The 24,924-nt window shown below is 54.7% G+C and carries 21 protein-coding genes; 8 read left to right on the forward strand and 13 right to left on the reverse strand.

Translation table 11 applies throughout. The features are described 5' to 3' along the window. Window positions 1–46 precede the first annotated feature (46 nt). The gene (locus B2952_RS01495) at window positions 47–2,098 is read right to left on the reverse strand and encodes an FISUMP domain-containing protein (RefSeq protein ID WP_290731354.1); all 2,052 of its coding nucleotides are present in this window, start codon (window positions 2,096–2,098) and stop codon (window positions 47–49) included. Between the two features lie 44 nt (window positions 2,099–2,142). Beyond that, a complete protein-coding gene (locus B2952_RS01500) occupies window positions 2,143–2,652 on the reverse strand; it encodes a hypothetical protein (RefSeq protein ID WP_290731351.1) in 510 nt (169 codons plus the stop codon). An 83-nt stretch (window positions 2,653–2,735) separates the two neighbouring features. On the opposite strand from B2952_RS01500, the gene B2952_RS01505 reads away from it, so the two are divergent. Beyond that, complete coding sequence (locus B2952_RS01505) at window positions 2,736–3,293, forward strand: methylated-DNA--[protein]-cysteine S-methyltransferase (RefSeq protein ID WP_173380738.1); 558 nt, start codon at window positions 2,736–2,738, stop codon at window positions 3,291–3,293. A gap of 83 nt (window positions 3,294–3,376) precedes the next feature. On the opposite strand, the gene B2952_RS01510 is transcribed toward B2952_RS01505, so the two are convergent. Next, the gene (locus B2952_RS01510) at window positions 3,377–4,111 is read right to left on the reverse strand and encodes an IMP cyclohydrolase (protein WP_290731348.1); all 735 of its coding nucleotides are present in this window, start codon (window positions 4,109–4,111) and stop codon (window positions 3,377–3,379) included. Window positions 4,112–4,191: 80 nt separating this feature from the next. Between B2952_RS01510 and B2952_RS01515 the strand changes: the two genes are divergently transcribed. The 3 genes from B2952_RS01515 to pheT all read left to right on the forward strand — a co-directional run bounded on the left by B2952_RS01515 (window position 4,192) and on the right by pheT (window position 8,194). Continuing rightward, window positions 4,192–4,650, forward strand: a complete 459-nt coding sequence (locus B2952_RS01515) for an RrF2 family transcriptional regulator (protein ID WP_173380736.1) — start codon at window positions 4,192–4,194, stop codon at window positions 4,648–4,650. Window positions 4,651–4,721: 71 nt separating this feature from the next. Continuing rightward, window positions 4,722–5,651 (forward strand): LysR family transcriptional regulator, encoded by a 930-nt coding sequence (locus tag B2952_RS01520; protein ID WP_290726720.1) that lies wholly within the window; start codon window positions 4,722–4,724, stop codon window positions 5,649–5,651. A gap of 107 nt (window positions 5,652–5,758) precedes the next feature. After that, on the forward strand, window positions 5,759–8,194 hold the full coding sequence (gene pheT, locus B2952_RS01525; protein ID WP_290735636.1) for a phenylalanine--tRNA ligase subunit beta: 2,436 nt from the start codon (window positions 5,759–5,761) through the stop codon (window positions 8,192–8,194). A gap of 53 nt (window positions 8,195–8,247) precedes the next feature. Here the strand turns inward: pheT and B2952_RS01530 are convergent, their stop codons facing one another. Both B2952_RS01530 and B2952_RS01535 read right to left on the reverse strand, forming a co-directional pair. Beyond that, window positions 8,248–9,087, reverse strand: a complete 840-nt coding sequence (locus B2952_RS01530; protein WP_290735633.1) for a fibrobacter succinogenes major paralogous domain-containing protein — start codon at window positions 9,085–9,087, stop codon at window positions 8,248–8,250. 73 nt (window positions 9,088–9,160) lie between these two features. Next, the gene (locus B2952_RS01535; RefSeq protein ID WP_290735630.1) at window positions 9,161–10,567 is read right to left on the reverse strand and encodes an FISUMP domain-containing protein; all 1,407 of its coding nucleotides are present in this window, start codon (window positions 10,565–10,567) and stop codon (window positions 9,161–9,163) included. A 183-nt stretch (window positions 10,568–10,750) separates the two neighbouring features. Here B2952_RS01535 and B2952_RS01540 point away from each other — a divergent pair, with 183 nt between their 5' ends. Together B2952_RS01540 and B2952_RS01545 are read left to right on the forward strand one after the other, a co-directional pair. Continuing rightward, window positions 10,751–12,601 (forward strand): DNA topoisomerase IV subunit B, encoded by a 1,851-nt coding sequence (locus B2952_RS01540; RefSeq protein ID WP_072811200.1) that lies wholly within the window; start codon window positions 10,751–10,753, stop codon window positions 12,599–12,601. After that, the gene (locus B2952_RS01545) at window positions 12,602–15,136 is read left to right on the forward strand and encodes a DNA gyrase/topoisomerase IV subunit A (RefSeq protein WP_072811203.1); all 2,535 of its coding nucleotides are present in this window, start codon (window positions 12,602–12,604) and stop codon (window positions 15,134–15,136) included. A 120-nt stretch (window positions 15,137–15,256) separates the two neighbouring features. Here B2952_RS01545 and B2952_RS01550 read toward each other — a convergent pair whose 3' ends face one another. The 6 genes from B2952_RS01550 to B2952_RS01575 form a co-directional block, all read right to left on the reverse strand. Next, window positions 15,257–15,682 carry a hypothetical protein gene (locus B2952_RS01550; RefSeq protein ID WP_173365427.1) on the reverse strand — a complete coding sequence of 142 codons (426 nt, stop codon included), beginning with the start codon at window positions 15,680–15,682 and terminating at the stop codon, window positions 15,257–15,259. Between the two features lie 10 nt (window positions 15,683–15,692). After that, a complete protein-coding gene (locus B2952_RS01555; RefSeq protein WP_290738690.1) occupies window positions 15,693–16,085 on the reverse strand; it encodes a hypothetical protein in 393 nt (130 codons plus the stop codon). A gap of 274 nt (window positions 16,086–16,359) precedes the next feature. After that, entirely contained in the window at window positions 16,360–17,241 is an 882-nt protein-coding gene (locus B2952_RS01560; protein WP_290735619.1) for an NAD(+)/NADH kinase, read from the reverse strand. Between the two features lie 10 nt (window positions 17,242–17,251). After that, a complete protein-coding gene (locus tag B2952_RS01565; RefSeq protein ID WP_290735617.1) occupies window positions 17,252–18,625 on the reverse strand; it encodes a 3-phosphoshikimate 1-carboxyvinyltransferase in 1,374 nt (457 codons plus the stop codon). Beyond that, a complete protein-coding gene (locus tag B2952_RS01570; RefSeq protein WP_290726766.1) occupies window positions 18,625–19,839 on the reverse strand; it encodes a prephenate dehydrogenase/arogenate dehydrogenase family protein in 1,215 nt (404 codons plus the stop codon). The genes B2952_RS01565 and B2952_RS01570 overlap by 1 nt, the downstream gene beginning before the upstream one ends. Next, a complete protein-coding gene (locus B2952_RS01575) occupies window positions 19,836–20,111 on the reverse strand; it encodes a chorismate mutase (RefSeq protein ID WP_255252354.1) in 276 nt (91 codons plus the stop codon). Before B2952_RS01575 ends, B2952_RS01570 begins: the two co-directional genes overlap by 4 nt. Window positions 20,112–20,569: 458 nt before the next feature. On the opposite strand from B2952_RS01575, the gene B2952_RS01580 reads away from it, so the two are divergent. Together B2952_RS01580 and B2952_RS01585 are read left to right on the forward strand one after the other, a co-directional pair. Beyond that, a complete protein-coding gene (locus B2952_RS01580; RefSeq protein WP_290731324.1) occupies window positions 20,570–21,574 on the forward strand; it encodes a glycoside hydrolase family 16 protein in 1,005 nt (334 codons plus the stop codon). Window positions 21,575–21,650: 76 nt separating this feature from the next. Further along, the gene (locus B2952_RS01585; protein ID WP_290735614.1) at window positions 21,651–23,024 is read left to right on the forward strand and encodes a winged helix-turn-helix domain-containing protein; all 1,374 of its coding nucleotides are present in this window, start codon (window positions 21,651–21,653) and stop codon (window positions 23,022–23,024) included. Between the two features lie 15 nt (window positions 23,025–23,039). Here B2952_RS01585 and B2952_RS01590 read toward each other — a convergent pair whose 3' ends face one another. Next, on the reverse strand, window positions 23,040–24,221 hold the full coding sequence (locus B2952_RS01590; protein WP_290731318.1) for a mechanosensitive ion channel family protein: 1,182 nt from the start codon (window positions 24,219–24,221) through the stop codon (window positions 23,040–23,042). Between the two features lie 4 nt (window positions 24,222–24,225). After that, window positions 24,226–24,921 carry a hypothetical protein gene (locus B2952_RS01595; protein ID WP_290731315.1) on the reverse strand — a complete coding sequence of 232 codons (696 nt, stop codon included), beginning with the start codon at window positions 24,919–24,921 and terminating at the stop codon, window positions 24,226–24,228. Window positions 24,922–24,924: the final 3 nt, after the last annotated feature.

The following is a 24,924-nucleotide window of genomic DNA, read 5'->3' on the forward strand; positions in this document are numbered from 1 at the left end:
AATTATGCTCCTAGAATGGCGCTTCTTATCCCCTCCTTGGGCTCCGTCAGTTTTTAACGCAGCGGACAGTATAAAACGGATCATATCCGGCGTCATCCATGACCGCTATGGTCCCGTTTCCCGATGCGCTTTTTCCTACATCCATCAGATACCAATTTTCATTCGGGGTCGACACGTCGTAAACCCACAGATTGGTATAGTTTCCCTTTCCCTTAAATCCGACAGAGCCAGTTTGGCGTTGATACACACCGGCTCCCACAAAGGACATGCCCGTAGAATTGTTGCCTCTACGGTCTGTAGCCCACCCATAGGACGAATTCAGACTACTAGCCTGATTCCCGTTCAAGTTCGCCAGTTGTTCCGCCTCGCTTTTCGAAGGGATATGCCACCCGCTGGGGCAGATGCCCTGAACATTGCCAGACATCGAGGGGCACGTTCCGTTATAACAAGTGCAACGACTGTCGTTCAGCGCGGCCTCCCTGCTGTACAGGCGCCCAAAGGCTTCGCATTCGCTCGGGTCATCATCATAGCAGCGGTTGTTCCCCTCCAGGATGGGGAGTTTCGAAGAATCCGCAAAGTTCAGGTTTTCCGCCATCCAGGTACGCCCCGCTATATTCAACGTCCTGTACGTCTGTCCATCGCGCGAGTCCGTCATTTCGCCATAGCTTACCGCCGAATTGAAAAGCACGGTCTTATCAAACGAACTCGAAGATTCTTCGCTCGAGGAACTTTCGACGCTCGACGAACTCCCGCTACTTGATGATTTTGTACTGCCCGAAGAAGCGGGTTCGGCACCCGCACCCTTCACGCAACGCACCGAAATGTACACCGTCTCTTTCGAATTTTCCGTCAAATACATCTTGTCCTCGACACCCGAAAATACCAGATAGTTTTGGACAACTCCGGTGGAATAATACCAGAGCGCAGCAAACCTGCCCTGATTTACATAGTTCTTGTCGGCCCTGACTCCGGAGCCCACCAGAGAAAAACCTGATTCATTCGCACCGACTTCCCTATCAACCCATCCGTCCACTGACCGCAAGGTCTTCCTGTTGCCCAAAGTGAAGTCCATCAAATCGTCGACTTCTTCTGACGGAATATGCCACCCGTCTGGACACACGCCCCTATTCAAGCCATCATATAAGCTACACGACTTTCCATAACCGCAAGTGGTGCTGTTCATGGCTGCGGCGCGGTCATACAGCCTTCCATATAGGGCACAGTTGGCGGCGATTCCGCCGTAACAGTAGGAATAGTTCTTCGGGAGCGGCCAGTCGCTGTTTCCTGCAAAGTTCAGGTTTTCCGCCATCCATGTAGTACCATTTATTTCGACGGTCTTGTACACCTGCCCATCGCGACTATCCTTCAGAGATCCGTAGGTGACATCCGAGTTGAAGAAGTTATCCTTGGACGCAGAAGAAACCACAGAACTGCTAGATGACTTCACGCTACTCGACGAAGACACGCTCGAAGATGACACTCTTGAAGAAGAAGACAAGGCTACTTTCAACGTATCATCCGAAACGCAGCGAACCGAGACGAAAATATTGCTCGAATAACCGGAATGTATAATAACATCATTATCCGACGGCCCGCGGAAAATCAGGTATCTCATATTCGACCCTTTTAAATAGGCCCAAACGTATCCTGTCTTTCCGGGGCTTTCAAATCTATCATCCCCGAAATCAAGACACCCCGATGCCGGCATCGAAAAGCCCGAGGTATTAACCCCTTCTTTATAAGAGGACCAACCCTTTGCAGACCGGACGTCACCAAGTTCATCGCCAAAAGCGTTTACTAGAGCCAAGGCCTCGGCGTTAGATGGAATGTGCCATCCCTTGGGGCATACACCGCGAACCAAGGTATCCCCTATATCGCAGGAGACTCCAAACATGCAGGAGACATTGTCCATGGCAGCTTCACGTGAATACAATCGGCCCAGCAAGGCGCAGTTGTCATCATCGAAATTAAGGCATGCCGAACGTTCGAGCACAAGCGGATAATCGTCGTTGCCTGCAAAATTGAGGTTTTCAGCCATCCAGACCCTGTTTCCAACGATTACGGTCCTATAGACCTGGCCGTCGCGTTCATCCAACATTGTTCCGTATTCGACGTCCGGGTTGAGCAGCTCGTCCTTGGTGGTCAGGGTAAAGGGATAGACGCCAGGCCGATATGGTCTTCACTAAAAGTCCAGGTGGTATCAAAATAATAACTGGAAGAGCTGTAGCGAGAACTGCTGGAGTAGCTAGAGGAACTGTACAGCGAACTGCTGGATGAATACCGGCTCGACGAGAAACCGTCGCTATCGGAAGATTCTTCCTCGCTGTTGGACGATTCGGCTCGGACAAATTCATGACCCTTCGCCGTAAGAGTGTCCGACTCGCCCGCCCACAGGTAGACGGAATCCCGTTCGTCGAAAATACACTCGTAGCGGTCCTTGTCGCGTCCGACAACCGCATCGCGGCCTTCGCGCATCTCGTTGCAAGGGTATTCCGCAAATTCGTTTGTTTTTACAAACGCGTAGTCATAGCCGCGGTTTTTGGCGACCGGAGAGAAACTCTCGTCGTCACCGCATCCGGCAATAAGTGCTGCAGAAGCCAGGCTCGCCACCAAAAGCGCCTGGATACCGCGCCGAGCACATCTTTTTTCCATAATTCCTCCTATTTTCCCACGACACCACCTGTCATAAATATAAAAAAACGCAGCTACACCTCCAAATTGTGTATATTTCAGGCATGGGAAAAGCGCAAAAAAACATCCAGACCATCCAGCACCGCAACATGTGGGGCGAATGGACCTTCACGTTCGAAGGGAACACCCTCTGCGGGCTGCGCTTTTCGGGCTCGGGCGAATCGTCGATTGTCCCGAGTTCGGTCAAGGCCTGCGCCTACGCGACAGCCGATACCGACATCCCGCTGAAGCGTTCCACCGCGAAAGCCTACAACAATGTTGTCAAGGAACTGAACCAATACCTCGCCGGGAAGATTACCGAATTCACCGTCCCCATCGCAATCCACGGCACCGAATTTCAAGTAAGCGTCCTCGAGGCCACCCGCAAGATTCCCTACGGCAAGACGTGGACGTACAAGCAGGTCGCCGAAGCCATCGGGCACCCGAACGCAGAACGCGCCGTCGGGAACACGCTGCACAACAACCCGCTCCAGGTCATCATCCCCTGCCACCGCGTAGTGACGAGCAAGGGAAAAATCGGCGGTTACGCGCTCGGCACCGATTTGAAAAGGCGCCTTCTGTGCATGGAAGGCGCCATTCAGAACGAACTCGAACTGGAATAAGACTTACTTGTGGGCTCGCTTCGCGAGCCACAGTGCTGCGGTTCGGTCATGAGCAAGCGAGCTTGCTCACGACACTCACCTTGCTATTTGTTCTTATTCACGATAAGCGTTTTCGCCTTGAAGGTCTTCTTGTCAATCCACTTGACCATCAAGGAAACCTTGTTGTCCTTGTTCAGGGCGGCCCAGTATTTTTTGAGCGTATCTTCGGCGTTGTCGAAAATCGGCATCAGTTTCGGGAAACCGTTGAAGCTAGGAATCGGGCTACCGTCGGTTTCGTAGGTGCTGATAAAGTGGCCAAGACCGGGCAATGCCTTCTCGTATTCAAACGTCATGCGTTCGCAACCGGCTTCTTCGCTGTTGCCCCTGCTCTTGAGGATGGAGAGCTTGTACACGGCGGGGCTTGCGTTCTTGTAGTGGATGCCCGAGATGCGCGGCGTGAAGTTCGGGGCGTCGTCTTCGTACTGGCGCGTGCGGAGGGCGCTTTCGAAGGTGCCGCCGAGCTTGATAGCATCGTAAATTGTGTCGGTCTGGTCGCCGTTCGTGATAATCTGCACGTCGGCCGTGTGGCGTGCCGGGTAGTAGATAATCAGGTGCGGGTCCGTGAGCTTGGATTCGTCGAAGGCCTTCGTCTTCATGAAGCCGGTCTTGGGTTCAATTTCGAACACGCGGTTACGGCTATTGACGCTACGGCCCATGATCCAGTACACCTGCACGTAGGACTTACCATCGGCGCTTTCGCCGAGGATAATTCCGCGTCCGGGATAGGGGTTGTTGGAGAGGGCCTTGAAATTCTGTTTTGCTTCGTCTGTGTATTTCATGGTGCAAAATTTAGCAAAAAAGGGGATTTCGAACAGGCCTCCACCATCGGTTCGGTTCTAGAAGTTCTATTTTTCAAAGCATGAGGATTTCGACCAAAGGACGCTACGCACTCCGCGTGATGATAGACCTGGCCCGTAATGGCAAGGATACATACACCAAGCTACAGGAACTTTCTGCACGAGAGCAAATTTCGGAAAAATACCTCGAAGGCATACTCGGGACGCTTGTGCGCGGGAAACTCCTCGAAGGCGCCCGTGGCAAAGGCGGTGGATACCGATTGAAGGTGGATCCCAGAGAATGCAGCGTCTGGCGCATCCTTTCGCTCATGGAGAATTCCGTTGCGCCTGTTTCTTGCCTCGACACCAAGATAAACCTCTGCCCTCGCGCCAAGACATGCGTCACCCTCCCGGTCTGGACGGAGCTCGATACAATGATCCGCGACTACCTGGACGGCGTAAAGCTCGACCAGTTCACTCGCAACACGCCCAATTCCGAAGGCAAGATTCCCGAAGACAAGAACTGGAACTGCGGATTATAGGGAAAATTTATAATTACCCCTTTCCATCGTTCGAAAATTTTCTATATTTCCTATCAAATTAGTAGGAATTTATGACTTTACAACAGCTCCGTTACGCCATCGCCATCGCAGAAACAGGCTCCTTCAACAAGGCCGCCGAAAAACTCTATATCTCGCAGCCGTCACTCACTGCCGCCATCCGCGACCTGGAAGACGAACTGAATATCCTCATATTCAACCGCACGAGCCGCGGTGTCAAGCTCACGAGCGAGGGCGAGGACTTCATCTCGTATGCGCGGGAACTCTACCACCATTATGAAACCGTGCTCGAGAAGTACGGCAAGATTGGCAAGCGCAAGAAGAAGTTCGGCGTGTCTACTCAGCATTACTCCTTCGCTGTCAAGAGCTTTGTCGAGACTGTTAAGTTGTTTGATACCGAGAAATACGAGTTCGCCATCCGCGAGACCCGCACCAAGGAAGTCATCGAGGACGTGGCCTCGTTCAAGAGCGATATCGGAATCCTCTACCTGAGCGATTTCAACCGCAAGATTATCACGAACCTGCTGAACGCCCGCGACCTCGCGTTCCACAAGCTTATCGACTGCAAGGCGTATGTTTACCTGTGGAAGGGCCACCCGCTTGCAAAAAACAAGTTCATTACGCTTGATGAACTTGCGGAATATCCGTGCCTCTCCTTCGAGCAGGGCGACAACAGCTCGTTCTACTTTGCCGAAGAGATTTTAAGTACAAACGAATACAAGCGCACTATCAAGGCAAACGACCGCGCCACCATGCTCAACCTGATGATTGGCCTCAACGGCTACACGCTCTGCTCCGGAATCATCTGCGAAGAACTGAACGGCTCAGACTACCTAGCCGTCCCGTTCAAGGACAAGAGCGAGGAAGCCCACCGTGTCATGGAAATCGGCTACATTGCAAAGCGCAACATGCTGCTCGGGCTTGTGGGCGAGCGCTACGTCGAGGAACTGCAGAAATACCTCTCAAACTGCGCCTCCGTTTAAGATATTTTCTCCTTTTCTTTTCCATTTTTTCTACATTTTCCCGCGAAAATTTAAGCAGGCACGGGGGTTGCGCTCGTCGCAAGTTCCATGCTATAAAGGATTGAAAGATGAAAGTTTCTTTGAATTGGCTCAGACGTCACGTTGATCTTCCGGAATCTGCGGAAGAAGTTGCAAAGGCCCTCACCTCCATCGGCCTCGAAGTCGAAGGCATGGAAGAACCGGGCAAGGTCTACGAGAAGCTCGTGGTGGCGAAGGTCCTCACCTGCGAAGCTCACCCGGACAGCGACCACCTGCACATCACCACCGTGAACGACGGCAAGGAAACGCTCCAGGTCGTGTGCGGCGCCCCGAACGTTGCCGCAGGCCAGACCGTGGTTCTCGCCCCGATTGGCGCAGAACTCCCGCTCCCCGACGGCGGCACCCTCAAGATGAAGAAGTCCAAGATCCGCGGCGTGGAAAGTTTCGGCATGATTTGCGCCGAAGACGAAATCGGCCTCAGCGACGACCACGCGGGCATCATGGTGCTGGACGACAGCATTCCGGCCGGCACACCCTTCGTGAGCCTCGGTATGTACGATGTGTGCTACGAACTGAACGTGACCCCGAACCGCCCGGATGCACTCAGCCACCGCGGCGTGGCACGCGAACTCGCAGCGAAGTTCAACCGCCCGCTCAAGCCCATCGCCTACACCTTGAACGAGGATGCCGAGGCGGCAAGTTCCGCCATCAGCCTCGAAGTGGTGCCCGGCTGCGGTTGCTCCCGCTACGTGGGCCGCGTCATCAAGGACGTGAAGGTCGAAAAGTCCCCCGCCTGGCTCGCGAAGCTTTTACACGCCGTGGGCATGAACAGCATCAACAACGTCGTCGACATCACGAACTTCATTTTGATGGACGTGGGCCAGCCGCTCCACAGCTTCGACATGGACCAGCTCCACGGCAACAAGATCAAGGTGCGTCGCGCCGTGAAGGGCGAAAAGATTGAAACGATTGACCACACCGCTCACGAACTCGTCGAAAACGACCTCGTGATTTGCGACGGCGACCGTCCGGCCTGCGTTGCCGGCGTGATGGGCGGCGTCGAATCCGAAATCGTCGATGCCACCAAGAACGTGTTCCTCGAGAGCGCCTGGTTCAACCCGACGGTGGTCCGCAAGCAGGCGAAGCGCCTCTGCATCTCGACCGACTCCAGCTACCGCTTTGAACGCGAAATCGACTTCGCGACCCAGGACGAATACAGCAAGTACGCCTGCGCCCTCATCCAGGAAGTGGCTGGCGGCCGCATCCTCAAGGGCACCGTCGAATACACCGGCGACGACCACAAGAAAGAGAACAACGTGGTCACGCTCCGCATCGCGCAGGCCGAACGCGTTATCGGCATGAAGCTTGACATGGCCCAGGTGGAAAAGTTCCTCACAGGCATCGCCCTCGAAGTCGTTTCCAAGACGGCGGACTCCATCACGTTCAAGATTCCGAGCTTCCGCCCCGACCTCGAACGCGAAGTGGACCTCATCGAAGAAGTCGCCCGCCTCGTCGGGTTCGACAACATCCCGTACACGCTGCCCTCCTTCAAGATGCAGCCGAACGAACTCCCGCCGATTGAAGTTTTGAACCGCAAGATTCGCAAGACCCTCTCTGCGATGGGCCTGCATGAATGCTTGAGCCTGCGCTTCACGAGCAAGGCCCGCACCGAGGCCCTCTTTGGCCCCGAAAGCGACGACCGCCGCAGCAAGCCCGCACTGCTCCTGAACCCACTCTCCGAAGAACTCGGCGCAGTCCCGACTTCACTCCTCCCCAACCTCCTCAAGAGCGTTGCCGAGAACGAGAAGAACCGTCCGGGTTCCGTACGCCTGTTCGAAGTGGCCAAGGGCCAGTTCAAGCGCGACCGCAAGGACGTGCGCGACCCGGGCTTCGACGAATCGAACCTCGTCGCCCTCACGATTGCAGGGAACTTCGACGTGAACCCGCTCAACGACAAGCCCGCCCAGATTGACTTTGCCGCGTTCAAGGGATTCGTGCAGAGCTTCCTCAAGCGCGTTGGCCTCGTGGTGGAATTCCGCGTGCCCGCCAAGCCTGAAATCTTCCTGCACCCGGGCAAGCAGACCGAAATCCTCGCCGACGGCGTGGTGCTCGGCACCATGGGCGAACTCCACCCCTCCGTGATGGCCGCGAACGACATCAGCTACACCACCTACGTGATGGAACTCGACATGGACAAGATGGAACACGCGACCCACAAGAAGATCGTGTTCGAAGCCTTCAGCCGCCAGGTGCCGTCTAGCCGCGACATCTCGCTCGAAGTCGCGAAGTCCATGACCCACGAGGACATCGTCGCCCGCATCAAGGGGCTCAACCCCAAGAACCTCGCGAAGATTACCCTCAAGAGCATCTACGAAGGCGACAAGATCGAAGCCGGCAAGAAGAACATGGTCTACAGCCTCACCTACCAGGCCATGGACCGCACACTTACCGACGACGAAGTCAACAAGGCCCACAATAAGCTGCGTGACAAGCTCGTCGCAAACGGCGACATCGTGCTCCGCTAAACCGCGCCTATATAAAGATTAAAACCGCTGAGGCCTCCTCGGCGGTTTTCTTTTTAGTCCTTGACGCAACGGACTGATTGCCAAGGCGCACCATAGGGGTTGGTCATACGTGCATAGTCAAAGCCGTAGCTCAGCTCCACATTGTACGCATTTTTGTAATCGTCCGGATTAGAAGTCCAAAAGGACGCAGCTCCACCCTCTTTTGTGTAATCTCCACTGGAATACCTGAAACCTGCCGGTAAAGCACAAAACCCGTAGGCATCAGTGCCACTATCGAGTGCATAACTGAATAAATCTTCGGTTAGCCAATCGGTCTCGGACCTGAGTTTCTTGCACACCCCATCCCATATCCATTCGCGTTCAGAATTTCTACTTCCACCCACAGCCGTGAAAAGGGCAGCCCATTCCGTGGTATCCGGCAAATGCCAACCTTGCGGGCATATTCCTTGTACCGGATATATTGGCGAACAAGGAGGATTACTCCCACATCCCACGCCATTCGTAGACCACGTTCCCGCACTATCCATTGCAATACTCCACGAGTACAGGCGACCATACTTGGCGCAGGAGTCCGCAGAGTTTGTATAGCAAAAACTGGAGTCTGTTACGAAATTGAGGTTCTCGGCCATCCATTCCTGGTCACCGATTTTTACGGTCTTGTAAACCTGACCATCGCGTTCGTCCTTCACCGTGCCGTACTCGCAATTATCCACATTTCCCATCTTGCAGGGTTTCACGGGAGCATCGAAATCCTCTGTGCTGCCGTTCGAATTCGGCGTGGCACTGGATGAAGACATTCTCCCATCGGGACGGGTCGCAAAGTCGCTGTCGTCGTCACCGCAAGCAACAAGAATCGCGGCACAAGCCAACAGAACACCAAAATATCGTTTCATAATTCCTCCTATGCTTTTCTCGTAAAAATAATTTTTTTGACAGATTCTTTCAGCAAATTCCGCTAGCCTGTGATTAATCCTTCACGCAACGGATCGGAATGGCGAACTTGTACTTTTCGTTGATTCCCAGGTTCGTCGACCCGGTAGCAGCCTTCCCATCGTACATAATAAACATCCAGGCATATTCTTCGGCATAGTCAAGCGACCAGAAATAGCCCTCCTCGCCAACTTTTTTGAATTCATCCGTATCGAAAAGGTAATAGCCGCCCGGCAGCAGCGAAAAACCATAAGCATCGATACCATATTCCCAAAGGTAAGCGCTTCTGAGCGTAATGGAACCATAAGGCCACTCATCGTCCGGCCCAACGACAGCTACATGAGGCGTTCCCGTTGCCGCCACATCTTCAAGGATATGTATTTCCGAAGACGACGGCAAATGCCAACCGTCCATGCAAAGCCCCTGGATATGGGTCAAGTCACGGCAGTCAGTCCCGTTGCCGCATTCCCGCGGATTTTCGGGATCGTTCGCCAGGGCGACCGAGTCGATGGCCGCGCCCCACGTATAGAGCCTACCATATTTTATACAGCTGTCCGGTTCATTGTCGTAGCACCAGTTTTTCCCGAGCAGGCTCGGAGTCAAATCGCTATCCGCATAGCCCAGGTTTTCCGCCATCCAGACAAGGGAATCGATGGCTATCGTCTTATACACCTGCCCGTCGCGTTCGTCCACGACCTCGCCATAAGAAAGTTCAGGGTTCAGGTAGCGCCACGAGAACTTTCCGTCGAGGCGCCCGTTACCCATTTCGTTGAGGGAAAGTCCCAGGGCATCCGCACAACGGCTCTTCAGCTCCGTAGCCGTACTGTCCATAAACTCTTCCGCCGTTTTGTTCGGCATGATTTCCTGGGTACAGATCAAGTGGAGTTCATTGCACGCAAGCCCGAGCTGATCCTCGACCGATCCCTTTGCATTTTCACAGCGTTCCACGAAGGAAAGGGAATCCGCCTTGCAACCGGCTGCCGGATTGTCCATATCATAGGTCTTGTCAAGACGGTCTACGACAATAGCCATCATGGAATCGCGCCGCAAAAGCTGCGTAAAGAGTTCCCTGGCAGAATCAAGGTCCACCACAAGCCGGACGCCGTTTTCATCTTCATAGACATTCACAGTGCAGACGGCAGAGTCGGCCCCCATATCGGTATAGTTAAAGTATGGCTTCGGAGCTCTCAAGAAAACAACATTGTACCACGAAACGGACGAATCCCCTTCGAGCACGACCTTTTCCGAATCGGCGGATTGTTCCGGCTCCCAGGTTTTCAGGAGTTTGAGATAAGCGACGGTATCCTTGATAATCTGGGCATTCTCTTCTTCGGTCGTGCCATGCGCAAGAAACTTGTCGTTTTCGGAACAGGCCAAGACAATGGACAAAAGGAGCAAAAACGGGGAAAGCCACAGGAGAAATACAGGAACGAACTTGCGCATATATGGACAAATATAAAAAAGGTTGCCTACTGCACAAATTGTCACTCTTTGACAAAAATTTTTGCTATATTGGGGGCAAAGGGCGGACCGGAGCCGCGAGTTCGGGCTCCTTCCGCAAGAAATCTCGCGAAATTTCTTAAAATTGGCGAAAAAAGGCATTTTTTTAGTTTTGAAAGGTAGATAATGGCTGTAAAGTACGACAAGGACAGCATCAAGACTCTAGATTGGTACGAACACATTAGGCTCCGCCCCGGTATGTACATCGGCAAGCTGGGCGACGGACAGAGCCCCGACGACGGCATCTACGTGCTCGCGAAGGAAGTTATCGACAACTCCATCGACGAGTTCGCCATGGGCGCGGGCAAGAAGATTGAAATCGACATGGAAGACCACAGTTGCCGCGTGCGCGACTACGGCCGCGGCATCCCTCTCGAGAAGGTCATCGACTGCGTGTCGAAGATGAATACGGGCGGCAAGTACGATTCCGAAGCCTTCCAGAAGTCTGTGGGCATGAACGGCGTGGGTACCAAGGCGGTGAACGCGCTCTCTACAAAGTTTATCGTACAAAGTTTCCGCGACGGCAAGGTCAAGCGCGCCGAATTCAGCAAGGGCATCCTGGTGAAGGACTTCAAGATTACCTCCACCACCGAGAAAAACGGCACCGAAATCTATTTCGAGCCCGATAACGACCTGTTCAAGAACTTCCGGTTCCTCCCCGCCTACATGGAAGAGAAGATCTGGAACTACGCCTACCTGAACAACGGGCTCACGCTGGTGATGAACGGCAAGGATTACAATAGCCCGAACGGCCTTCTGGACCTGCTACACAGCCGCACCGACGACACCATCCGCTACCCGGTCATCCACTGCAAGGGCAAGGATATCGAGTTCGCCATCACACACTCGAACCAGGAAGGCGAACACTACTTCAGCTTTGTGAACGGCCAGCACACCACCCAGGGCGGCACCCACCAGGCGGCATTCCGCGAAGGCTTGGTGAAGGGTGTGCGCGACCACTTCAAGAAGGAATACGACGCTTCCGACGTGCGCAACTGCATCGTGGGTGCCGTTTCCGTGCGCATCCAGGAACCGGTTTTCGAATCCCAGACCAAAACGAAGCTGGGGTCCACCACCACGGCCCCCAACGGCCCTGCACTCCGTACCTGGATTGTGGACTTTGTGGCCCGCGAGCTGGACAATTACCTCCACAAGAACGAGGACACGGCCAAGAAGCTCCTGGAACGCATCAACCAGAACGAAAAGTTGCGCAAGGAACTAGCCGGCGTCAAGAAACTCGCCAACGAGCGCGCCAAGAAGGCTAACCTCAACAACAAGAAGCTCCGTGACTGCAGCGTGCACCTCACCGACGCCAAGAACCCGCTCAAGAGCGAGACCATGATATTCATTACCGAGGGTAATTCCGCCTCCGGTACCATCACCACGGCCCGCAACCCCAAGACCCAGGCGGTGTTTAGCCTGCGCGGCAAGCCGAAGAACAGCTACGGCCTTTCCAAGAAGATCGTGTACGAGAACGAGGAATGGAACCTGCTTCAGGCTGCCCTCAACATCGAAAACGGGCTCGAGGACCTGCGCTACGACAAGGTGATTATCGCGACCGATGCCGACGTGGACGGCATGCACATCCGTCTCCTGGTGATGACGTTCTTCTTGCAGTACTTCCCGGAACTCGTGCAGGAAAAACACCTCTACATATTGCAGGCGCCGCTCTTCCGCGTACGCAACCGCAAGGACAAGAAGAAGACCTTCTACTGCTACGACGAAGAGGAACGCGACAAGGCCGCGAAGGAAATCAACAAGAAGGATTTGGAAATCACGCGCTTCAAAGGTCTCGGTGAAATGGACTCCGAGGACTTCAAGCTGCTTATCGGCGAAAACATGCACCTGGAGACCGTCACCATGCCAAGCGACGCCTCCCTGGGCAAGTTGCTGGAATACTACATGGGCAAGAACACCCAGGCCCGCCAGGACTACATCGTCGAAAACCTGCGCACCGAAGCCGTGGAGGAACTCTAGATGGACGAAGAACAGAAAACTTTAGGACTTTCGAACGTAAACCACCTGGAAAAGCTGTACAACGGCTGGTTCCTGGACTACGCGAGCTATACGATTCTCGACCGCGCCGTGCCCTACTTCGAGGACGGTTTAAAACCGGTGCAGCGCCGCATTCTCCACACCATGTACGAGATGAACGACGGCAGCTTCCACAAGGTGGCGGGCATCGTGGGCGACACCATGCACTACCACCCGCACGGCGACGCCTCCATCTACACGGCCCTCGTGAACATGGGCCAGAAAAACCTGCTTATCGAGCCGCAGGGTAACTGGGGTAACCCGCTTACGGGCGACGAGGCGGCCGCCCCGCGTTACATCGAAGGCAAGCTCAGCGACTTCGCGCTGGATGTGATGTTCAACCCCGAGACGACGGAATGGATTCCGAACTACGACGGGCGTTCCAAGGAACCGGTGACGCTCCCCGCGAAGTTCCCGATTCTCCTGGCCCAGGGCGTGGACGGCATCGCGGTGGGCCTTTCCACCACCATCCTCCCCCACAACTTCAAGGAACTGTGCCAGGCGAGCATCGACTACCTGCGCGGCCGCAAGTTCACGCTGTACCCGGACTTCTACACGGGCGGCATCATCGACGTGAGCGAATACAACGACGGCCAGCGCGGCGGACGCCTCAAGGTCCGTGCGAAAATCGAGAAACTCGACAACAAGACGCTGGTCATCCGCGAAATTCCCTTCGGCACCACCACCGACAGCCTTATCGACTCCATCGTGGCGGCCAACGACAAGGGCAAAATCAAGATCAAGCAGATTGTGGACCACACCACCGAAAACGTGGAAATCCAGATCCACCTGCAGGCAGGTTCCGACCCGCAGGTCGTCATCGACGCGCTCTATGCGTTTACCGACTGCCAGACGACCCTCGCCGCCAACAGCTGCGTGATTATCGACAAAAAGCCGAAATTCAGCAGCACCACCGAACTTTTGAAGCTCAGCACCGACCACACGGTGCACCTGCTGGACTGGGAACTCGACAACGAGCTCAAGCACCTGCAGGACCAGTGGCACATGACGAGCCTCGAGAAAATTTTCATCGAGAAGGAAGTCTACGAGGTCATCAAGAAGGCAAAGACCCACGACGAGATGGTCCAGCTGATTGACGAAGGCTTGAAGCCCTATGTGCGCAAGCTCCGCCGCGAAGTGACCCGCGAAGAAATCCTCAAGCTGGCCGAAATTCCGGTCCGCCGCATCAGCCGCTTTGACCGCAAGAAAGCCGACGAATTCCTCGAAGAACTCGACAAGAAGATCGAGGAAGTGAACTACAACAAGGAACACCTCACCGACTACGCCGTGAACTACTTCAAGAACATTCTGAAGAAGTACGGTGAAGGTCGCGACCGCAAGACGGAAATCGGCGAATTTGGCCAGGTGAGCGCCGTGCACGTGGCCCTCGCGAACCAGAAGCTCTACGTGAACCGCAAGGAAGGCTTCCTGGGCACCGGCATGAAGAAGGAAGAATACCTCTTCGACGTCTCCGAGTACGACGACCTCATCGTGTTCAAGGCCGACGGCAGCTTCAAGGTCGTGAAGGTCTCCGACAAGGACTTCGTGGGCAAGAACATCGTGCTCGTGGAAAAGTTCAACAAGGACGACGAACGCCATATCTATAACGTCATCCACCAGGACGGCAAGGAAGGCACGGCCTACATCAAGCGCTTCAACGTGGGCGGCGTGACCCGCGACAAGGACTACTTCATGGGCAAGAACAAGCCCGGTAGCCGCCTGCTTTACCTCTCCAGCAACATGAACGGCGAGGCCGAAGTCGTGGAAGTGACGCTCAAGCCGCGCCCGCGCACCAAGCTCAACTTCGAAGTGGATTTCAGCACCATCGAGGTGAAGGGCCGCGGCGCCATGGGCAACATCGTTACCAAGTACCCGGTCAAGAGCGTCAAGCGCATCCGCAAGGGCGTAAGCACACTCGGCGCGCGCGTACTCTACTTCGACGCCCCCAGCGGCCTCATCAGCACGCAGAAGAAGGGCGACCGCATCGGCGAATTCGGCGAGAAGGACAAGATCCTCATCGTGAAGGAGAACGGTACGGCCCGCGTGCACGACATGGCCGACCCGATTCTCGTGGGAACCGGCGTGAAATACGTCCACAAGTTCGACCCCGCGCAGGTATTTACCGTACTCTACTTCGAGGGAGGCAACTTCAACTACATGGTGAAGCGCTTCAACCTGGAAGGCTGCCCCATGACGACGGAATTCAGCCTCATCAGCGACCACAAGGATTCGCAGATGATTGAATTCTTCGCGACAGATGACGCACGCCAGCTCATGGAATACCAGGTGGGCCGCGAAGTCCAGAAGGAAGAACTCGACCTCACGGAAGTCGCCGACATCAAGAGCTACAAGGCGCTCGGCAGCAAGTTCACCGCAAAGAAGGTGAAGCGCACGAGCCGCATCACGCCTCCCGACACCTTCGACGACGGCACGAGTGACGACGCAGGCGCCGAGCCCGAAGACCCGACGCTGTTCTAGGCCGGCGATAAACAGCGCTGACGTTAAACAGCGCCGTCGCCAATTCAAATACAAAAAGCCCGCGGTTCAAACCGCGGGTTTTCGTTTCAAATATAACGGTTCGGGTCTCGTCCCGGGAAATTACAGGCCGTAACGAGCGAAGGCGTCTTCTTCGCCGATGATTTTGAAATCGACTATGTACTGTTTCTTCGAAACGGGATTGTTGTATTCAAAGACCTCGATAACCCAGGCGTTCTTTTCGCACTGGATGAGGAATCCGGTGCGTTCGAGCGTTCCGACAGTCTTCGTGCCAAGAATTTCGAAACCCACGGGCTTGCCGTACTGCGCCGCGATATTCTGGAATATCGTAGCGTATTGCATCTTGAGGTTCGATACATTCACGTTCCCCTTGAGGAAGGGGCTATCGTCGAGCACGGCATCGAAAGCCTTGTCGTACTTATCTGCTTTCAGGTGATCGACCATCGCCTTGACGCATTCGCTGGAGTGCGGGCCTGCAAATGCGAACGAGCAAAGCAAAAGGCAAAGAATTAAGGACTTGATTTTCATAGTTTCTCCTTTATTTTTTTTCATAATACTTGAATACGTCTTCCTCGGTCACCACGCGCAATGCGCTGAACGCGCTTTTACCGTTTAGCGATTCGTATTCCGTTATCACAATCAGCCACGCAGACTTTTCACAGTTAATCTGGTAAACAGTCTCGTCATAGGACTTGGACAGGCGGCGGGTACGCAGTTTCGTATGGTTCAGCACCTTGCCATGCTGCTTGACAAATTTCTCGAAATAACCGGCGTACTGCGAAACTCCCACCGCCTTTTGTTCTTTACTCATATCCATGCCATAATCCAACAAAGACGAGGCGGCATCCTTGTACTTGGACTTCTTAAGGAATTTTTCGACCTTATCCATCTGCTTGTCGGCAACAGCACCGGCATGGCACATCGCGGCCATCAAAAAAACATATAATAAAGAGCGCAGAAATTTCATATAACTGAATATAGTATTTTTTTGCCGTTTAATATTAATCCCGATTTTCATGAAGCCCGTAGGGACTAACAGTCACAAGGGCTTCATAGCGCCATCTTCTAGCACGTCTCGCAATAAACATTCCTATCCAGAGCCATTTTCGTGTTTATTTGCGTAGAGGAGTGCTTTGCTAAACGAACACTGGAACGAAGTGATTGTGTGAGTGTGCGAAGAACTCCTCGAAGCAAACATTATATGGTTAAGCGAGGCGGGGCTTTCCCGTCCAGCCTAACTTTTCGCGGAGCGCGCCCACGAATCCGGTATGGCGCATGCGAATAAACGTCGTCACGGCCTTGCACTCGCTCAGCACGACCTTCTCGCCCACCTTCATCTCGTAGGCGGTACGGCCATCGAACACGAGGTCGAGCGGGCGGTCTACTGCAGAAACGATTTCAAGCTTCTTGTCGGTAAGCGAAAGCACGAGCGGGCGCACGGAGAGACTGCTAGGAGCGACGGGCGTGAGCACGACGGCAGGAGTGCTCGGGTGGATGATAGGGCCACCCGCCGCGAGGTTATAGGCGGTAGAACCCGTCGGCGTAGAAACCAGCAGGGAATCAGCCCAGTATTCGGTAAGGCACGTGCCGTTGTAGGCCACGTTCACGTTCACCATGCGGTCGGGCATGTGCGCGCGGACATGGACCTCGTTCAAGACCGTCTGTTTTGCGACCACCTTGCGACCGCGATAAACGACTGCGTCAATCATCATGCGTTCGCGGGTAGAAAAGTCACCCGCAAGCAAGTCATCGAGCGTCTTTGCAAGGCCTTCCACGCGACTTTCGGCAAGGAACCCCACGCGGCCCGCATTCACTCCAAGTATGGGAATGTTATGCCCGAGCGCGATATGCGCGGCAGAAAGCACCGTACCGTCCCCGCCGATAGCGAGAAGCAGATCCATGCGCGAAAGCCCGGATTCCTTGATCACGTGAATCGGCTTCTTGGCAAGCCCCTTCAGGGAATCAAGCGCAAAGAATTCCACCTTCGGGTGCGTCGCGGCCCAATCCGCAATCTGGTCGAGAGCATTCGCGAGGTCGGCACTCTTGTCCTTGAAACCGACGATTCCGATTTTCGAAAACTTCTTCATAGTCACCCCCCTATTCCTTGCCCTCGTTCGCGGGAGCCTCAGCGACAAGCACCTGCTTCAGCTTTTCGACAACGCCCGGGAAAATCGCCTCGACTGCATCTGCATTCGCCACCGGTTCATCGTTCTCGAGGGCAATAGAAAGCACACTAAGCGCAAGCCCCGCCTCGGGTGAATTTCCGCCGTCAAAGTCGCTCCCGTTCACGATGGTTTCCATCCCGCGAATAACGAGCCCGTCATCGTACACGCCGACTTCCACGCCGGTCTTCCGCAGGTTTTCTGCCAAGAAGTCGTTTGACACGCGCATCTCGGAGCGAATTTCCTTCGGGATTCGGAGGATGGTTTCGCCCTCGGCAAAGCATGCCGCCACCGCGAGGAACGCATATTCCGAAAGCGACGTCGCTACGGTGTCTTCGCCAAAGCGCCTGCCCTGCAGACGCTTGCCCGCTTCCATCGGGTAAATTTCCACATCGCCATAAACGTCGCCGAATTTTTCCCTGCGGGTTACGGTCTCGATGTTTGCGCCCATGCGCTTGAGGCAAGTGAGCGCCCCCGCACGGGTGCTGTTCAGGTCCACGTTCAAAAGCTTTACCACATTGCCCTTGGGCACCTTGCCGATGGTCGTCAGCAAGGCAAATGCCGTCGCCTCGGTCGTATCGCCCGGCACGTAGTAATCGCGCCCGGTAATCACGCGGGTTTCCGCAAGTTCTGTCATCTGGGTGCGTTCAATCTTCTTGCCCTGCGCCATCATCAGGCGGCGTTCGAACTCGCTCAGTTGCTCCATGCCGCGCCCCTCGTAACGGAGAGGCACGCCAAAGTACATGAGCATCTTCGTCCACTGGTCATGAACGAGCGAGCGTTCCTCGAAGCTCACGTACTCGCCACGCACCAGCGTGCGGAGCAGCACCCTGTTGCGCATAATAAACGGCACGTTCCCGAGCGAATCCTTCTTGAGCGCGGGTTCTTCGGGCGCAAAGCGGAACACGAGCCTTGCAGGTTCATCGGATTCGAGTTCCACCTTGAAATATTTCTGGAGGGTCACCTTTGCTGCGGCAACCGCAGCGGCACCCGTTCCGTCATTTTCAGCCGCAAAGGTATAGACCTGTTCGGAATCCTTGCTCGCGAGCGTCCACAAAAGGACGTTCTCCTGCTCCGGAAAATCATACGGGAGCATCGACGGGAGCGCATACTGGAAGCCCCTGCCGTCAAGCACCAGCTGATGCCCGTGCAGTTCATAGCGGAGCCCGAATTCGGCGAGGGCCTGCGCAAAACGTTCTGAACCGCTGGCCCAGGCAAAATCGTCGAGCACGGTGCGCCCGTTTACCAACAGGCCCATCAAAAGCGTAAGGTCCATCCGTTCCCTGTCGGGATTCAACGCAAATTCCATTATCGTTCCTTAACTTCGTAACCCAGGTAACGGAGCAGCTTGACCGCGCGGGCGGCCTCGTCCTCGGTCTTGAAGGCAATCAGCAATGTGCCCGCCACGTTCTCGCGGACCTTCATGAGTTCAATGTCGCGGATGTTGAGTCCCTCTTCGGCGAGCGGCTGCAACACGCTCAGGAGTGCGCCCGGCTTGTCCTTGAGCGGCACCGTAATCTCGAAGAATGCGGCAGCGGCGTTCCGGCCAGGAGCGAACAGGCTCGCACGCCCCTCGTTGCCCGCCTTGAAAATTTCTTCCAGCGAATCGGAACGGTCGGCGCATTTTCCACCGGCTACCGAACCGCGGGTCGCATCGAACGAACCACCCGCAGGCCTGCCGTCCTTTACCACGTCGAGTTTCTGCATCGCCTCGATTGTCGTGTTCACGCCATCGCGAACCTCGGTCAAGGCTCGCACCGTCTCGTCGCGGTTGGTGACGGCAATATCGTGCCACATCGCCCACCCGCTTGCCGCAATGCGCGTCATGTCGCGGAATGCGCGCCCCGCATAGTGCTGGTAGTTGTGGCTCAGCAGGCGGTCAGGGATGCTTGCCGCCAGAGTAGAACTGAGCATCTGGGGCATGTGCGAAACCCACGCCATAGTGCGGTCGTGATGTTCCGGCGGGAAAACTACTGCGGAGGCGCCGAGGAACTTCACGAGTTCAAGGAGCGGCGCGTAAACGCTTTCGGCAGTTCCCTCGGGCGGGCACACGAACCAGTAGGCGTTCTCGAAAATCGCGGGATCGTTGTATTCGCAGGTGCGCTTCTCGGAACCCGCCATCGGATGGCTGCCCACAAACTTGAACGGGGCCGGCAGTTTGGAACCCGCCCTGCAGATTTCGACCTTCGTGCTCCCGATATCGCTCACGAGGCACGCGGCGCCGTTAGATGCACCATTAGACAGCGCGGCCTCCTTGGCCCACTCCACCTGCGAAAGCGCGTCAATCGTCTTCAAAATATGCAGAATCGGGCCACACAGCAAAATGAGGTCGCAGTCGCGGGACCACTCTTCTACCTGCGCGTATTCAAAAAACTCGTCCGCTAGTTCCAACTCGCGGGCGCGTGCAAGCGTCGCGGGCGAACTTACCGCGCGTATGACCGTCGGACGCTTCGCCTGCTTGAGCGCAGAAGCAATAGAACCCGCCAGGAGTCCAAAACCCACCAGGGCAATACGCTTCATCATTCCTCCACCTTGCGGGTCTCTTCCATAATCGTGCGGAAAATATTCACGATAGATTCCGGCGGGAGCGGGCCACCCGCCTTAACCGCCTTCTCGGCGACAGCAGCTAGCACCGCCTCTTCGCGGGCCGCGTCAAATACCGGCAGGCCCTTCTCTTTCTTGAGCTTGCCAATCTCCGTCGCGAATTCCGCCCGCCTGTTCAAAAGCGAGATAATCGTATCGGTGAGTTCATCGATGCGTTTGCGCCAATCGTCTATTTCCATATGGGAATCCATGTGCCGAAAGATAGAAAAAAGAGGGTAATTTTATGCCTGCGCACGCCACACAGGGGCAATTTCACAAAAAATGGGGATTAAACGCCCCCTTTTTCGCACTTTTAGTACCCAATTTCTAGAACAAAGTAGCATAATTCCCCCGGAAAAGCCCGCGAAAGGATGATTTCAGGTTATTTCCAGGCCAAAAACAGGCGTTTTTCGCACCGTTCTTTTACAACAAACTAATATTTTTAACACACAAACTAACAAAATGGGGACTAAACACCCCAAATTTACCCCATTTAGTCCCCAATTTCGGCATTTTTGCATTTTTCCCAGCCAAAACACGGCCAAAACCGGCCCATAACGCACCCGCGACAAACACACTTGACACACTTTGTTCATTTAGAGCTTTCGAAGCATTGCGAAACGCAGGCTTCGATTCTATTTTCTACTTGTGTATGGATCGGAGACCAACTATGAAACACCTGAAGAAAACAATCGGAATTCTAGCGGTACTAGCCATGGCAGCATCCGTCAACGCAAAAGACTTTAGCGGTGCAGAACTCTACACCAAGAACGAGTTTACCTACGGCAAGTTTGAAGCCCGTATGAAAATGGCCGCCATTTCGGGGACCGTCAGTTCCATGTTCCTCTACCAAAACGGCTCCGAGCAGGCCTCCGCAGAACGCTGGGTCGAAGTCGACATCGAAGTGCTCGGCAAGAACCCCAGCAGCTTCCAGTCCAACATCATTACCGGCAAGGCTGGCGCCCAGAAGACCTCCGAAAAGCATCACGCTGTCAACCCCGCCGCAGACCAGGCCTTCCACACCTACGGTATCGAATGGACTCCTGATTATGTCCGCTGGACTCTCGACGGTGAAGAAGTCCGCAAGACTGTCAAGGGCGAAAACAAGAACCAGGTCGAGAACCTCATCGGCACCCAGGGCCTCCGCTTCAACCTCTGGTCTTCCGAAAGCGCCGATTGGGTTGGCCAGTTCGACGAATCCAAGCTCCCGATTTTCCAGTTCATCAACTGGGTCAAGGTCTACAAATACACCCCGGGCCAGGGAGAAAACGGCAGCGACTTCACCCTCGACTGGATAGACAACTTCGATACTTTTGATGCCAATCGCTGGGCCAAGGGCAACTGGAGCTTCGACGGTAACCGCGTTGACCTGACTCCGAACAATATCTACTCCGTAGACGGCATGCTGATTCTCGCCCTCACCCGCAAGGGTCAGGAAAGTTTCACCGGCCAGGTTCCCCAAGACACTGAACCAGGTCCGACGCCGACATTCTCCAGTAGCAGCGAAATCACGGTACCGACCAGCTCCTCCAGCGCGACAGAAGCAATCCAGCCGGTCCGCATGCAGGTGCAGAACAAGCAAATCCGCGGAACCGTGAATGCGAAGGGCGCCCGCGTCAACGAGACCCGCGCCAATGACCCCCGCAAACGCTACCGCGTCAACTTCAGCTTTTAAATAACAACACCCCCCAAACAACAGGACCTACGCAGCAATTGTTGCGTAGGTCTGTTTTTTTCTATATTCGAAAAGTATGCGAGAGGAACTGGAGAAAATCATCACTGAACTCCCCCACAAGGACGGAGACAGGCTCCCTAGCGTCCGCGCTCTGATGAAAGCCTACGGAATTTCATCGGGAACCGTCCAAGCCGCCCTTCGGAACCTCGAAAAGGAAAAACTCATCTGCCGCATCCAGGGAAAAGGCTGCTTCTGGACCCAGGGCGGCATCGCAAAATTTTATGACAGAAACGTCGTCCCCACAGTCCGGGAATCCGCCTCCGAAAAACTGGAGCGGCTTTTCAACGAAGACTGGGACCGCGGCACCTTCCGCCTTGACAAGCCCCTCCCCCTGATGAAGGAACTCGTGCTACGCTACAATACATCGCAGGCGGTCCTTCGCAAGTTCCTGAACGATAAAGTCCAGCAGGGCACCCTAAACCGGACTGGCCGCCTATACAACTTTATCCGCAAAAGGGAAACTACAGGAAAGCCTTCCCTCAGCGAAATCGTATTCGTCACCCGCTGCAACAGCTGGGGCGGATTCACCGCCGAGAGTGAACGAGAAATGGATTTCTTGCGGATGGTCTACAAGAAGGCGGGCGCCGAAAATTACAAGCTTATTTTGCTCGGCATCAACGAAAACAGCGACACGCTCATTGACCGAAGCGGCAAGCCCCGAAAACTCACCGACTTCCAGAATGCCGTGGGAGCAGTGCTATCAACCCTGCTCGTGATGGAACCGCTCAAGTTGCTTCAAATGTTCGCCGGCGTCAAGTACCCCGTCGCCGTCTGGTGGGAGCACCCCCTGGGAGGCCTCCCTCCACGCTACCTGCAAAAGGAAAACTGGACCTTCTTCAATTCCACATTCGGAACATCCCCGGGTGTCGAAATGGGCAAGTTCCTGATATCCCACGGAATCAACCAGGCTGCGTTCTTTTCGCCATATCACAACAGTTCATGGTCCATCGACCGGCTGGAGGGGTTGCGAATTGCAGGCCTCAACGTCATCGAATACACCGACAGCGAATTCGCGAGTCCCTGGGACTTCAAGCAGATTGCGCGAGGCAAGGTCGAAAAACATGCCGTAGAATCCTACGCACGCGATTTGCTCAAGCAAAAAATATCTTCGATGATGCACGACCGCGATTACAGGAACATTCCGATCGTATGCGTGAACGACGACACCGCAAGCATGCTTCTCGAAATGCAGGAAGAAGGGACGCTTAACAACCTGGGCGAGATTTTTGCATTCGACAATTCCGCCGAAAGCTACCTGTTGCGCCTTCCCTCCTACGATTTCAACACGCAGGCGCTCGTCGACCACATGTTCTACACCATCGCCAATTCCGACGCTTTCCGCATGCAGCGGAAAATCCAGCAGATTCTCGGGAACGTCGTAGAAAAGTAAAAAGAAAGCCTAGCGCTAATGCCGCTGGTATAGCTCCAGCCCGAATTCAGGCATGGCGGCAAGGATATGGTCGAAGATATCCGACTGGATTCCTTCGTAATCTTCCCACACGACCGTATTGGTAAAAGCGTAGATTTCAAGAGGAAGCCCCTGCGGCGTCGGCTCCAGCTGGCGCGTCATGAGCGTCAAATTCTGGGCTATCGTCCCGCAAGAACGCAGGTAAGCCGTGCAGTAGGCGCGGAATGTGCCAATGTTCGTGAGATGACGACTGTTGAGCATCTCGGGTTTGAGAGTTCCCTGGTCCACGCCGAGCAGGTTTGCCTTGGAAGGCTCTCCAGCAATTTCTCGGGTCTTCTTTTCCAGATACGGAGCCAGAATCTGTATTTTGGATAAGCTTTCAATTTCGGCGGGAGTAAGGAAACGGATGCTCTTCTGGTCAATAAACAGAGACCTCTTGATGCGTCGAACACCGGAATCCTGCATTCCACGCCAGTTACGGAACGAATTCGTGATGAGGTCGTAGGCTGGGATGACCGAAATCGTATTGTCCCAGTTGCGCACCTTTACCGAGGTGAGCGTGATGTCCATGACCGTACCGTCGGCATGGTGACGCTCGATTTCGATCCAGTCTCCCTTGCGGAGCAAATCAGAAATATTGATTTGCACGCCCGAGACGACCCCCAGGATCGAATCCTTGAAAATGAGCATGAGTACCGTCGCCATCGCACCGAGCGCGGAGAAGATGATGACAGGGCTCTTGTCCGTCACCTGGCTCACGATGAAGATTGCCGCGATACAGAATAGAGCGACTTTTATCGCCTGGAAAATTCCATGGAGCGGCCTCTTCATTGTCCGTTCGTTGATGCCGTTGAAATGTTCCACCACATCGAGAACCGAACAGGCGATCGCAAACGAGAGAAGCGTATACCAGATGTTCGCCACCCTGGAACACAAATCGTAAATCCATCCCTCCGCATCGAAAATCCGCGAGACAGTCGTCGAAAACGCCGTCGCGGGAATCACCTGCAAAAGGCGGGAGGCCACATGCCGCTCGACCAGGAGTTTGTTGAATGCGCTCGGGTTTTTCTTTGCCCAATGCTTCAGGAGCGGCATAATGACCGCATAGATTGCAAGGTAGAGAAACGCGATTGCCGAAAGAAGGAAAGCGAGGTTGACGTATTCGTTATCGATAGGCATTGTTCTACTTCCTTATCAGACGCATGATTCCTTGACGGTTGTATTCTGGGGAATCCTTCGGAAATGGATTCTTTATTTCGCTACGGAGGACGAAAGCGCCGGATTCTCCCGCATCGATCTCGGTTCCCGACTTCGAGGAAACCTCGCCCGAGAATATGGAATCGGCCGCGACCGCAAGGACATCACGGAGCGCATTCTCGGACAAGGCCCCCTTCGCAATACAAAGGTCCGGAGAGTTGAACACTTCAAGTCCAAGCGTATAGAGCGTATCAGCGTTTTCGACAAAGTTAATCCAGGGATCCATCGGGAATTCGCCATCGCCCAGTTCCTCGCGGAAAGCATCCGCAGTCCAGGCAGTACCGGAATGCTGCATGTAGACACCGGCCGCGCCGGCAGAAAGCAACTTCAAGATAGCCGTATTCACCATGCGGAGGTCATCGGTATTTTTCAAGGTGCCAAGCAAGAACAGGAGCGACTTGTGGGAATCGATAGCCGACGCCTCTTCTCCAGAAATGTCCCTGTGTTCCTTAAATATATCCGAGAGTCCCGCGGCAGCGCCATTTCGGGCAACCTTGAAACTTACGCTGCAGCCGGGGACAAGCAGCGACTTCGCTTCGGGCAATACGGATACTGTATCCGTCAACTTGAAAATCTCGGAAGCGGGAACCGGAATCGGGAATGCGAGAACGAACTGATTCATACT

Source organism: Fibrobacter sp. UBA7003, assembly GCA_002449765.1.
Classification (GTDB): domain Bacteria; phylum Fibrobacterota; class Fibrobacteria; order Fibrobacterales; family Fibrobacteraceae; genus Fibrobacter.

Excerpts from the sequence above, each read along its gene's own strand:
- B2952_RS01535 (WP_290735630.1), bottom strand. The coding sequence starts at position 10,567 with ATGCGCAAGTTCGTTCCTGTATTTCTCCTGTGGCTTTCCCCGTTTTTG.
- B2952_RS01540 (WP_072811200.1), top strand. The coding sequence starts at position 10,751 with ATGGCTGTAAAGTACGACAAGGACAGCATCAAGACTCTAGATTGGTAC.
- B2952_RS01500 (WP_290731351.1), bottom strand. The coding sequence starts at position 2,652 with ATGGAAAAAAGATGTGCTCGGCGCGGTATCCAGGCGCTTTTGGTGGCG.
- B2952_RS01575 (WP_255252354.1), bottom strand. The coding sequence starts at position 20,111 with ATGGATTCCCATATGGAAATAGACGATTGGCGCAAACGCATCGATGAA.
- B2952_RS01570 (WP_290726766.1), bottom strand. The coding sequence starts at position 19,839 with ATGATGAAGCGTATTGCCCTGGTGGGTTTTGGACTCCTGGCGGGTTCT.
- B2952_RS01495 (WP_290731354.1), bottom strand. The coding sequence starts at position 2,098 with ATGTTGGATGAACGCGACGGCCAGGTCTATAGGACCGTAATCGTTGGA.
- B2952_RS01550 (WP_173365427.1), bottom strand. The coding sequence starts at position 15,682 with ATGAAAATCAAGTCCTTAATTCTTTGCCTTTTGCTTTGCTCGTTCGCA.
- B2952_RS01580 (WP_290731324.1), top strand. The coding sequence starts at position 20,570 with ATGAAACACCTGAAGAAAACAATCGGAATTCTAGCGGTACTAGCCATG.
- B2952_RS01590 (WP_290731318.1), bottom strand. The coding sequence starts at position 24,221 with ATGCCTATCGATAACGAATACGTCAACCTCGCTTTCCTTCTTTCGGCA.
- B2952_RS01555 (WP_290738690.1), bottom strand. The coding sequence starts at position 16,085 with ATGGCCGCGATGTGCCATGCCGGTGCTGTTGCCGACAAGCAGATGGAT.
- B2952_RS01565 (WP_290735617.1), bottom strand. The coding sequence starts at position 18,625 with ATGGAATTTGCGTTGAATCCCGACAGGGAACGGATGGACCTTACGCTT.
- pheT (WP_290735636.1), top strand. The coding sequence starts at position 5,759 with ATGAAAGTTTCTTTGAATTGGCTCAGACGTCACGTTGATCTTCCGGAA.
- B2952_RS01515 (WP_173380736.1), top strand. The coding sequence starts at position 4,192 with ATGAGGATTTCGACCAAAGGACGCTACGCACTCCGCGTGATGATAGAC.
- B2952_RS01545 (WP_072811203.1), top strand. The coding sequence starts at position 12,602 with ATGGACGAAGAACAGAAAACTTTAGGACTTTCGAACGTAAACCACCTG.
- B2952_RS01595 (WP_290731315.1), bottom strand. The coding sequence starts at position 24,921 with ATGAATCAGTTCGTTCTCGCATTCCCGATTCCGGTTCCCGCTTCCGAG.
- B2952_RS01520 (WP_290726720.1), top strand. The coding sequence starts at position 4,722 with ATGACTTTACAACAGCTCCGTTACGCCATCGCCATCGCAGAAACAGGC.
- B2952_RS01585 (WP_290735614.1), top strand. The coding sequence starts at position 21,651 with ATGCGAGAGGAACTGGAGAAAATCATCACTGAACTCCCCCACAAGGAC.
- B2952_RS01505 (WP_173380738.1), top strand. The coding sequence starts at position 2,736 with ATGGGAAAAGCGCAAAAAAACATCCAGACCATCCAGCACCGCAACATG.
- B2952_RS01530 (WP_290735633.1), bottom strand. The coding sequence starts at position 9,087 with ATGAAACGATATTTTGGTGTTCTGTTGGCTTGTGCCGCGATTCTTGTT.
- B2952_RS01560 (WP_290735619.1), bottom strand. The coding sequence starts at position 17,241 with ATGAAGAAGTTTTCGAAAATCGGAATCGTCGGTTTCAAGGACAAGAGT.
- B2952_RS01510 (WP_290731348.1), bottom strand. The coding sequence starts at position 4,111 with ATGAAATACACAGACGAAGCAAAACAGAATTTCAAGGCCCTCTCCAAC.